1 protein-coding gene is annotated in these 1,228 nt (G+C 68.6%); it reads right to left on the bottom strand.

The window, feature by feature from the left end; all coding sequences use genetic code 11:
* On the bottom strand, positions 1-1,228 hold a 1,228-nt coding region (locus tag WA788_RS35270), incomplete at both ends, for a polyketide synthase (RefSeq protein ID WP_335984541.1).

Below are 1,228 nucleotides of genomic sequence, written 5' to 3'. Positions count from 1 at the left end.
TACCACCCACGCCACCGCACCCGCAGACTCCGGCCCATCCTGGGTAGGAGCCTCCACGGCAGGGACGTCCAGGGCAGGGACATCCTCTGCAGGCTGCTCGAGGATGAGGTGGACGTTGGTGCCGCTGATCCCGAACGCCGACACACCCGCCCGCCGCGGACCAGAACCCGCCGGCCACTCACGCGGGGCGGTCAGCAGCTCGACTGCTCCGGCCGACCAGTCGACGTGGGAGGACGGGGCGTCGACGTGCAAGGTCTGCGGCAGTATTCCGTGCCGCATCGCCTGCACCATCTTGATCACACCCGCGACACCGGCAGCCGCCTGCGTGTGGCCGATGTTCGACTTCACCGACCCCAGCAACAACGGCCGTGCCGGATCACGGTCCTGCCCGTACGTGGCCAGCAGCGCTTGTGCCTCGATCGGATCACCCAACGCCGTGCCGGTGCCGTGCGCCTCGACCACATCCACATCACCAGCCGCCAGACCCGCGCTTGCCAACGCCTGCTGGATCACCCGCTGCTGGGAGGGACCGTTCGGCGCCGACAGACCGTTACTCGCCCCGTCCTGGTTGATCGCGCTACCGGCTACCACCGCCAGCACCCGGTGCCCGCGCGCGCGAGCGTCCGACAACCGCTCCAGCACCACGACGCCAACGCCCTCACCCCACCCCGTGCCATCAGCGGCCTCCGCAAACGGCTTACACCTCCCATCAGCAGCAAGACCCCGCTGCCGCGCAAACTCCGTGAACGTCCCAGGCGAAGCCATCACCGTGACACCGCCGGCCAACGCGATCCCACACTCACCCGACCGCAACGCCTGCGCCGCCAGGTGAATTGCCGTCAACGACGACGAACACGCCGTATCAATCGAAACCGCAGGACCCTGCAACCCCAACGCATACGCCACCCGACCCGACGCCACACTCGCCGTTGTCCCCGTCAGCCCGTAACCGCCCGCACCGTCCTGCTCCCCGACGCGGTAGCCGGAGGTGATGATGCCGGCATAAACCCCCGTGTCCGTGCCCCGCAACGTCCCCGGGGCAATGCCCGCGTCCTCCAATGCCTCCCAGCACGTCTCCAGCAGCACCCGCTGCTGCGGATCCATCCCCAACGCCTCACGCGGACTGATCCCAAAGAACTCCGCATCGAACCCACCCGCGCCCTCCAAGAACCCACCCACCGGCGCGTAGGCAACCCCCTCATCACCAGACCCGAACAGGCCCGACGTA

Origin of the sequence: Streptomyces sp. CA2R106, assembly GCF_037034245.1 — a bacterium.
Classification (GTDB): Bacteria; Actinomycetota; Actinomycetes; order Streptomycetales; family Streptomycetaceae; genus Actinacidiphila.
This window is presented reverse-complemented; position numbering and strand designations above follow the sequence as displayed.